This is a genomic window from uncultured Caballeronia sp. (assembly GCF_964243625.1).
Lineage (GTDB): Bacteria > Pseudomonadota > Gammaproteobacteria > Burkholderiales > Burkholderiaceae > Caballeronia.
In genome coordinates, this window is sequence record NZ_CAXTGZ010000218.1 from 1 (window position 1) to 9,123 (window position 9,123).

The following is a 9,123-nucleotide window of genomic DNA, read 5'->3' on the forward strand; positions in this document are numbered from 1 at the left end:
GCAGCCAGCGCGCATGGCCTATATGGACGTGGCGCCGACTGGACCTGCGCGCAAGGACTGCCCGGGGTGCTTGCTGCAAGCGACGTAGCCCTCATGGTCTGCCGCGGCGCACGCTACCACCACGATGGCGAGCAATATGGCAGCGCGGTCTTCTGCAATCTTTTCGTGAGCGACGACAAGGGTCTGGATCTGCATTTCCCGTCAGTGGATCTTCGAATCCCGCTGACCCAGGGCACGGTCGTGATCTTCGATACGTGCCAGCCTCACGGCGTCATCCAGCGCCGTAGCAGCGGTTTCGACAACGCCGACTTCCCGGCAGAACAAGACTTCACCCAACTGTTCCTGACATGGGAGCTTCCTGTTGAAGACGAACACGTGACCCGTGCTCTCAACGTGGTATTCGACATCGCTCCATCGACTTCGAAGCGTCCCGACGAAGAACAAGTCTGGCTGAAGGGAGCACGCGTTGCGCTGTGCCCCAATTCCGGCCAATGGGTCGAGGCTCAATAAATCGCCTCACGACGATCACAATCAGGTGATCAACCAAATCGGTCAAGATTTCAAGACTTTCGGCCCTTGCAAAATCGTCAGCCTGCTTTCGTTTACTCTTCGCGAGGGCTGCAGATCAACATCACGCAAGCCGTGAAACTTCGATCATTCGAGCCAATGCAGCGTGCAGCCGTGGATTACCCACGCCCGCACGACACAGCGCCTTTTGCAGCACAACACCAGATGCGTTCTCCGGGCTTTTCAGCCAGGCGGATGAGTGTGTCCGCGTGTTTGAAACATCGAATGAGCCACGCGTCCCGCGTTGCGGTCAGCGTGTTCCCGGCACTCTAATCGGAGACGTCATGGCGCGTCTTTTATCTTTGAAACTGGCTACCGTTCCCGGGCGCTTGCGGCCTTTGCCGCTCGCGCTGTGTGTATCCGCGGGACTGAGCGTTTTATATATTCCCGTGGTCTACGCGGCCGGACCGCTGCCGAACGGCGGCCAGTTCGTGGCGGGCAGCGGCACGATCAGCAGCAGCGCAAATGCGGTCACGATCACGCAGGCCGGCGGATCGCGCACAGTCATCGACTGGAACAGCTTTTCTATTGGCAACGGCAACAAGGTCAAATTCGATAACGGCAACGGCGCGACCCTGAACCGCGTGACTGGCGGCAACCAGTCGGTGATCCTCGGCACGCTCAGCGCAACCGGCAGCGTGTACCTGATCAACCCGCAAGGCATTCTTGTGGGCCAGAACGGCGTGATCAGTACGGGCGGCCGCTTTGTCGGGTCGACGCTGGACACGACTAACGCCGCGTTCATGCAAGGCGGCGCGCTGACGCTGTCAGGCACATCGAACGCAAGCGTGATCAACCTGGGCAAGATTTCATCGAGCGGTGGCGATGTCTTCCTGATCGCGCGAAGCGACGTGACGAACCAGGGCACGATAAACGCGCCGGAAGGCACGGCCGAACTCGCCGCCGGCGCGCAGGTTCTGCTGCAGGATTCATCGACTGGCAAGCAGACGTTCGTGCAAACGGGCAGCGGCGGCACGGTCATCAACAGCGGCACGGTGCGCGCGGCCCAGGTGAATCTGGAAGCGGCGGACGGCAACGTCTATGCGCTCGCGGGCAACCATAGCGTAATCCGCGCGACCGGCACTGCCACGCGCGATGGCCACGTATGGCTCGTCGCCGATACCGGCACCGTGCGCCAGACCGGCACCGTTCGCGCGGCAAATGCAGACGGCACGGGCGGCACAGTCGACACAACTGCGCAAACGTTGTCCTTCGGCAATGCCGATTCAAGCAGTCCGGCCGTCGTGGCGGCCCAGTGGAATGTCACGACGCCGGCCTTCACCGCAGGCGATGCCGCCGCCGGCGCGCTGTCGCGCAGCCTGAACAAAGGGACATCGGTGAACGTAGGTTCAGCCGGCGATATCACCGTGAACTCGGACATCCGCTGGCAAGGTCCGGCGTCGCTGACGCTCGCCGCCTACCGGACGTTGACCATCGGGCAGAACACCACTGTGAAGAACAAGGGCAGCGGCAACCTGACGCTACGCAGCGATGCATCGGCAATCGACAACGGCGGCAGCGTGATCAACCGCGGGGTCATCGACTGGTCGGGAAGCACCGGCATTGTCAGCGCGCTTTACGACATGAACGGCAGCTACACGCCCGGCACGCTGCGCAGCAATACCGCATGGAAGGCGCCGCAATACAGCGGCCTGCTCACGCAGATCACCGCGTACAAACTCGTCAATTCGATGGCCGATCTGCAGAACGTATCGCTCGATCTCGCGGGCATCTATGCGCTCGGCAAGGATATCGATGCGGGCGGCGTCGCCTCCGCGCCGATAGGCAATCACAACACACCGTTCACCGGTCAGTTCGATGGCATGTGGCACACCATCGCCAACCTCGCGCCGCAAGTCATGGATTTTTCGACCGACCTGAACGCGGGGCTGTTTGGTGTCATCGGGCCGGCGGGTGTCGTGCGTGATGTCGGCGTCGTCACGAGCAAGGTAGGGATTTCTTACGGCGGCAGCGGACTGCTCGCCGGTGACAATCAAGGCACGATCGTCAACTCGTACACGACCGGAAGCGTCTTCGATCCGTCTCAGGACGGCAATACGTTCGGCGGACTCGCTGGCAAGAACGAAGGTCTGATCGCACGGTCCTGGAGTGGCGCGAGCGTCTCCGGCGACAGCATCAACGGCGGACTCGTCGGCTACAACACCGGGACGATCACCCAGTCGTATGCAACCGGCGATGTCACGCCGCAGTACTCGACCGGTTCCGGCGGCGGATTCGTCGGCTTCAACGAAGGGACGATCAGCCAGTCGTTCGCCACCGGGAAAGTGAGCTTCGGCTCGCAGGGATCGGCTGGCTTTGCGTTTGTCAACAACGGAACGATTGCGCCCGATTCGTACTGGAACACGGAGACGACAACGCAAACGCAAGGTGTTCGTGCCGGCACGCAACTGCCGGCATCGAACGGACTTACCACCGCGCAGATGAGCACGGAGGCGTCGTTCGTGTCGTATGACTTCAGTCCTACCGGCGTGTGGGCATTGCCAGCAGGCGCAACGCATCCGGTGTTGCGCTGGCAAGTTGCCAACTGAAGCTGAAGCTGAGTTGAGTCTGGCGCCTACTTCGCGGCGAGCTTGTCCTGCGTCTTGGTATCGAAGTCGCTCGCGTCGTGACGCTCGTGAAGTTGGCTCGATGGTTCGCCGGAAACCCGGTTGACCATCCGGCCGCGCTGCACGGTCGGACGTTCGCCTATGGCGTTGGCCCATCGCTGCACGTGCGTGTATTCCTGCACCGATAAAAATTCGCCCGCGCCGTACTGCCAGCCCTTGACCAGTCCGCCGTACCACGGCCAGATGGCGATATCGGCGATCGTGTATTCGCTGCCCGCCATGTACTCGTTGTCCGCCAGCCGTTTGTCGAGCACGTCGAGCTGACGCTTGGTTTCCATGGCGAAACGGTTGATCGCGTATTCGATCTTCGTGGGCGCGTAAGCGTAGAAATGGCCGAAACCGCCGCCCAGATACGGCGCGCTGCCCATCTGCCAGAAAAGCCACGACAAACATTCGGCGCGCGCAGCCGGCTCTGTCGGAAGGAATGCCTTGAATTTCTCGGCGAGGTACAGGAGGATCGAGCCGGACTCGAACACACGAATCGGCTCGGCGCCGCTGTGGTCCACCAGGGCGGGGATTTTCGAATTGGGGTTCGCCGCCACGAAGCCGCTGCCGAACTGGTCACCTTCGCCGATCTTGATGAGCCACGCGTCATACTCCGCGCCGCCGTGACCCAGCGCCAGCAGTTCTTCCAGCATCACGGTGACCTTCACGCCGTTCGGCGTGCCCAGCGAATAAAGCTGGAGCGGGTGCTTGCCGACCGGCAGGTCCTTGTCGTGCGTCGGCCCGGAAATCGGCCGGTTGATATTCGCGAAGTGGCCACCATTGCCTTTATTCCAGGTCCAGACTTTTGGCGGCACGTAATCGGAAGAATCGCTCATGTTCAAGGCTCCTTGCAGCTATTGGGATGTTTGTCTCGAAATATTGGAGCGAGAATAACAAACCCATGCAGATGTTGCCGGGACCGCTCAAGGTGCCGGCTGCGGATCCGGACGCGCGCCTTCGCGCTCGAGCCATGAGCGAAACAGCATGACGAGACCGTCGGCGGATTTGTCATCGGGCACATAAGTGCAATAACTCCGCGATGGTAGACGTGGCCCCGCAAACGGCGTCACGAGCCGGCCCGAAGCAAGATCGTCGGATACAAGCGCCGTCGGCCCCATCGCAACCCCCATCCCGTCGATGGCAGCCTGCAACGTCAGGTAAAAGTGATCGAAGGTCACGACCGCCGCCGGCCGCAGCGCCGGAGTCTGCGCCTTTGCGAGCCAGTCCGGCCAGAGCCGCGGGAGGCTTGCCGTATGCAGCAGCGTATGCCGCGCCAGATCGTCCGGCGCCCGAAGTGGCAGACGCTGCAACAGCGCCGGACTGCAAACGGGAAGCCGCTCCTCGGACAGGAAGGCTTGCATGGAATAGCCATAGAACGTATCGGGACCGCCGCGGATCACGATGTCATGGACATCCTTGAGACTCTCCACCGACTCGTTCGATGTCACCACGCTCACGTCCACGTCTTGATGCCCGGCGTGAAAGCGGGCCAGCCTCGGCACCAGCCAGCGCAACGTGAACGTGGCAGGCGCGTTCACTGTCAGCGTGCGTGAAACCGTGCCTGGGATGCCGTATCGCGTGGTGGCCTGCGATAGCTGCTCGAACAACGGGCCGATCTCCGCCAGATAGATGCTGGCTGCCGGCGTCAGCACCACGCGCCGGTTGTGCCGTTCGAACAGCGGCGCGCCAAGCCACTCTTCCAGCAGACGCACGTGCTGGCTCACGGCGCCGTGCGTCACGTGCAATTGCGCGGCGGCATCTTTAAAGCTGCCAAGCCGGCCTGCGGCCTCGAAGGCTCGCAAAGCATTGAGCGGAGGAAGGGTTCGTTTCATTCAAAAGAGTTTATCTAACGCGATGATCCAATTTATCTGGTTTGTTCGCCGGCAACAAGATAGATATCCTGCTTACTGAACCCTTTCTGGCGTCCAGTCCGCAATGCTCAGCTATACCGGTGGTCTTGTCCTCGTTGCTGCCGTGCTTCATGCGAGCTGGAACGCGATGCTTCACGGCAACCACGACCGCTTCCTGTCCATGACATGGATGAGCATCTCGATCGCGGTCGTCTCAAGCGTCGTCATCCTGTTCGTGCCCTGGCCGGTCCGGGCGGCTTGGCCCTACCTCGTGACGTCGGGGTTCCTGCATGTTGCCTACAACATGAGCCTCGTGCGCGCGTACCGGCGCAGCGACCTGGGCGAGGCGTATCCGATTGCGCGCGGCTCGTCGCCGTTGCTCGTGACGCTCGGCGCGGCGCTGTTCGCGCATGAGGCGATCGGGCCGCTGCACGTGTTCGGGGTCGTATTGATCTCAAGCGGGATCATCGCGCTTGCGCTGGAAGGCGGGAAAGTTTCGCGGGCGGGCGTGCTGGACGCGCTGATGACCGGCGCAACAATCGCGCTTTATACGGTGGTCGATGGTATCGGCGTGCGCTCGTCCAGCGGCGAGCCACTCACCTACACCGTGTGGATGTTCCTGTTCTACTGGCTGATGCCCGTGCTGTTCATCGCGATGCGCGGGGTCACGGCACTCTGGGCACCAGTACGCGATGCGACAGCGGCGGTCGTGTCATCGATCGGGGGCGGCCTTGTGTCGATCGCGGCGTACGGCATCGTGATCTGGGCGATGCAGTCGGGCGCCATGGGCGCGGTATCGGCGTTGCGCGAGACCAGCGTGGTGTTCGCGGTGCTGATAGGGCGTGTGTTTTTGCGCGAAACGGTCAGTGTGAAGCGCTGGCTGGCGTGCCTGGTCGTTGCGGCCGGGGCGGTTTTTTTGGGGCTTTGACGTATCTTTTCACCCGCCGCGTTTCCTATCAAACCTTCAAGTGATGCGGCCGCCGTCGATCATGACTAGCCGGTAGAATCCGCAGACACCCATGAGCCGGATTCATCAATGCCCCGTGAAAATTTCAATGACCTGCTCGCCTTCATCACTGTCGCGCGCGCGCAGAGCTTCACTAAAGCGGCGGCTCAAATGGGCGTGTCGCAATCGGCGCTCAGCCATACGATCAGAGCGCTGGAAACGCGGCTCGGCGTCCGGCTGCTCACTCGGACGACCCGCAGCGTTTCGCCGACCGAAGCGGGAGAACGGCTGCTCAATACCGTCGCGCCGCGATTCGACGAGATCGAGACCGAATTGAAAGCGGTCACGGAACTCAGAGACAAGCCGGCAGGAACCATCCGCATCACGGCGACCGATCACTCGACCCGCACGGTGCTCTGGCCGAAGCTGTCGAAGGTTCTGAAGAAGTATCCGGATATCAAGGTCGAGATCATCACCGACTACGGTCTGTCCGATATCGTCGCGGATCGTTACGACATTGGTATCCGCAACGGCAATCAGGTCGCCAAGGACATGATCGCCGTGCGCATTGCGCCGGACATGCGCATGGGGATCGTCGGTTCTCCCGCGTACCTGAAAAACCGCAAGCCGCCTGCAAAACCCCAGGACCTGACTGCGCATGACTGCATCAACCTGCGGTTGCCCACGCATGGTTCGTTCTACGCATGGGAGCTTAAAAAAGGGGCGCGCGAGGTCCAGGTGCGTGTTGAAGGTCAACTCGCGTTCAACGGAACCTATCAGATGCTCGACGCCGCGTTAGCCGGTTACGGCCTGGCGTACCTTCCTGCCGATATCGTGCAACCCCACATCGCAGCCGGCCGTCTTCAATGGGTGCTGGAGGACTGGAGTCCTACGTTCCCCGGCTTGCATGCTTATTACGCAAGCCGCCGCCAGTCCTCGCGTGCGATGTCGTTGATCATCGACGCCCTGCGTCACAGCAAATGAATGTCGACCGTCCATTCATGAACCACGTTCATGAGGGCATGCCGTTTATGGGCCTTTATCGATTAAATGTCTCTCTTTATCATCTCCAATGAACCACTCATTCGGAGAGACCCATGGACTATCGTTATCTGGGGCGAAGTGCCCTTAAAGTTTCACCGCTCTGCCTCGGAGCAATGATGTTCGGTGGCGAGACTGACGAACCGGCGTCCAAACGCATCATCAGCAAAGCATTCGACCAGGGAATCAACTTCATCGATACCGCCGATGTCTATCATGCCGGACGCTCCGAAGAGGTGGTCGGTCGCGCGATAGCCGGCAAGCGCGACAATTGGGTCGTGGCGACGAAGTTCGGCTACCCGACACAGCAAGGTCCCAACGAACAAGGCCAGTCGCGCAAGTGGATCATCCAGTCCGTTGAGGCGAGCCTCAAGCGTCTCGACACGGACTACATCGATATCCTTTACTTTCATCGCGCCCTGCTCGACGCGCCGCTGGAAGAAGGCGTGCGCGCCATCGGCGACCTGATCCGCCAGGGGAAAGTGCGTTATTTCGGTTTATCGAATTTCAAGGGCTGGCGGATCGCCGAGATCGTTCGTCTCGCGGATCAGCTCGGCATCGACCGGCCGGTCGCGAGCGAGCCGCTGTACAACATGGTGGATCGCACGGCCGAGGTCGAACAATTTCCGGCCGCCGCGCATTACGGGGTGGGTGTCGTGCCATACAGCCCGCTCGCTCGCGGTGTGCTGACCGGCAAGTACAAGGCGGATTCCGCGCCGCCGGACGATTCCCGTGCCGGTCGCGGCGACAAGCGTATTCACCAGACCGAGTTCCGGCCGGAGTCGCTGGAAATCGCGCAGAAACTCGCTGCTCATGCGGCCGAGCGCGGCACGAATTCGATCGCCTTCGCGCTCGCCTGGGTGCTGAACAACAAGATCGTCAGTTCCACGATCGCGGGGCCGCGCACCGAAGCGCACTGGGACAGCTACATGGACGCGCTCACCCTGAAGCTCGATGCCCGGGATGAGGCGTTCGTGGACAGTCTTGTGCCGCCTGGACACACATCGACGCCGGGATACACCGATCCCGGCTATCCGGTCGAAGGACGGCGGGTGGCTTAAGCCGCCCTCGAATGTTTGCGCCGGGCTTCGGGCTCCGATTGCCGGGCTCCAATGTCTTCACGCAACGGAGCCCTGACGGCGCTTACTTGCGCTTGAGTTGCGACAGATCGCGCACGGCACCACGATCGGCCGATGTTGCAAGCGCCGCGTACGCCTGCAACGCGAGCGACACCACGCGCTCGCGATTCACCGGCATCCAAGCCTTGTCACCGCGTGCTTCCATGACTTCGCGACGGCGCGCCAGTTCCGCATCTGGTACCGCCAGATGCATCTTGCGATTCGGGATATCGATCTCGATCACATCGCCCTCTTCCACCAGCCCGATCGTGCCACCTTCGGCCGCTTCCGGCGATGCATGCCCGATCACGAGCCCCGACGAACCGCCGGAGAACCGGCCATCGGTGAAGAGCGCGCAGCTCTTGCCCAGGCCCTTCGACTTCAGGTACGACGTGGGGTAGAGCATTTCCTGCATGCCCGGACCGCCCTTCGGACCTTCGTAACGGATCACGACTACGTCACCCGCCACGACCTGGTCGCCCAGGATGGCTTCGACGGCGTCATCCTGGCTCTCGAACACGCGTGCGCGACCCGAGAACAGCCATTGCGATTCATCGACGCCCGCCGTCTTGACGATACACCCCTTCTCCGCCAGATTGCCGTACAGCACGGCGAGGCCGCCGTCCTTCGAATACGCGTCCTGCTTGCTGCGGATACAGCCGGTCTTGCGATCGGTATCGAGTGAGGCGAAGGTCGCTTCCTGGCTGAACGCTACGGTCGTCGGAATGCCGCCAGGCGCCGCGCGGAAAAACTTCTGCGCTTCTTCGCCCGCACCGCCCGCGATGTCCCACTTCGCAATCGCGTCGCCAAGCGTCCCGCTATGCACGTTGCCGCACGAGAGGTCGAGCAGCCCGGCGCGTGCGAGCTCGCCGAGAATGCCGGGAATCCCCCCCGCGCGATGCACGTCCTCGATGTGGTACTTGTCGGTCGCGGGCGCCGCCTTGCAAAGACACGGCACGTTGCGCGAGATGCGGTCGTAGTCGACCCAC

At 61.8% G+C, this 9,123-nt stretch carries 7 protein-coding genes and 1 pseudogene; 5 read left to right on the forward strand and 3 right to left on the reverse strand.

What is annotated here, in order from left to right:
- Positions 1–510 (forward strand): annotated as a pseudogene (locus ACFFAR_RS16135) (hypothetical protein); the annotation flags it as partial.
- A gap of 341 nt (positions 511–851) precedes the next feature.
- A complete protein-coding gene (locus ACFFAR_RS16140; protein ID WP_375508122.1) occupies positions 852–3,116 on the forward strand; it encodes a filamentous hemagglutinin N-terminal domain-containing protein in 2,265 nt (754 codons plus the stop codon).
- Positions 3,117–3,142: 26 nt separating this feature from the next.
- On the opposite strand, the gene yghU is transcribed toward ACFFAR_RS16140, so the two are convergent.
- Both yghU and gcvA read right to left on the reverse strand, forming a co-directional pair.
- Positions 3,143–4,015, reverse strand: a complete 873-nt coding sequence (gene yghU, locus ACFFAR_RS16145; protein ID WP_075357665.1) for a glutathione-dependent disulfide-bond oxidoreductase — start codon at positions 4,013–4,015, stop codon at positions 3,143–3,145.
- A gap of 87 nt (positions 4,016–4,102) precedes the next feature.
- Positions 4,103–5,011, reverse strand: coding sequence for a transcriptional regulator GcvA (gcvA, locus tag ACFFAR_RS16150; protein ID WP_174363775.1), 909 nt, complete (start codon positions 5,009–5,011; stop codon positions 4,103–4,105).
- 103 nt (positions 5,012–5,114) lie between these two features.
- Between gcvA and ACFFAR_RS16155 the strand changes: the two genes are divergently transcribed.
- From ACFFAR_RS16155 to ACFFAR_RS16165, 3 genes are all read left to right on the forward strand, one after another.
- The gene (locus ACFFAR_RS16155) at positions 5,115–5,957 is read left to right on the forward strand and encodes an EamA family transporter (protein WP_174363774.1); all 843 of its coding nucleotides are present in this window, start codon (positions 5,115–5,117) and stop codon (positions 5,955–5,957) included.
- 108 nt (positions 5,958–6,065) lie between these two features.
- Entirely contained in the window at positions 6,066–6,959 is an 894-nt protein-coding gene (locus ACFFAR_RS16160; protein WP_174363773.1) for a LysR substrate-binding domain-containing protein, read from the forward strand.
- 113 nt (positions 6,960–7,072) lie between these two features.
- The gene (locus tag ACFFAR_RS16165) at positions 7,073–8,077 is read left to right on the forward strand and encodes an aldo/keto reductase (RefSeq protein ID WP_174363772.1); all 1,005 of its coding nucleotides are present in this window, start codon (positions 7,073–7,075) and stop codon (positions 8,075–8,077) included.
- Positions 8,078–8,159: 82 nt separating this feature from the next.
- Here ACFFAR_RS16165 and ACFFAR_RS16170 read toward each other — a convergent pair.
- Positions 8,160–9,123, reverse strand: a 964-nt coding sequence (locus tag ACFFAR_RS16170; protein ID WP_375508123.1) for a dihydroxy-acid dehydratase, incomplete at its 5' end; no start/stop codon positions are given.

Coding starts and splice junctions, on each gene's coding strand:
- ACFFAR_RS16165 (WP_174363772.1), top strand. CDS start 7,073: ATGGACTATCGTTATCTGGGGCGAAGTGCCCTTAAAGTTTCACCGCTC.
- ACFFAR_RS16160 (WP_174363773.1), top strand. CDS start 6,066: ATGCCCCGTGAAAATTTCAATGACCTGCTCGCCTTCATCACTGTCGCG.
- ACFFAR_RS16140 (WP_375508122.1), top strand. CDS start 852: ATGGCGCGTCTTTTATCTTTGAAACTGGCTACCGTTCCCGGGCGCTTG.
- gcvA (WP_174363775.1), bottom strand. CDS start 5,011: ATGAAACGAACCCTTCCTCCGCTCAATGCTTTGCGAGCCTTCGAGGCC.
- yghU (WP_075357665.1), bottom strand. CDS start 4,015: ATGAGCGATTCTTCCGATTACGTGCCGCCAAAAGTCTGGACCTGGAAT.
- ACFFAR_RS16155 (WP_174363774.1), top strand. CDS start 5,115: ATGCTCAGCTATACCGGTGGTCTTGTCCTCGTTGCTGCCGTGCTTCAT.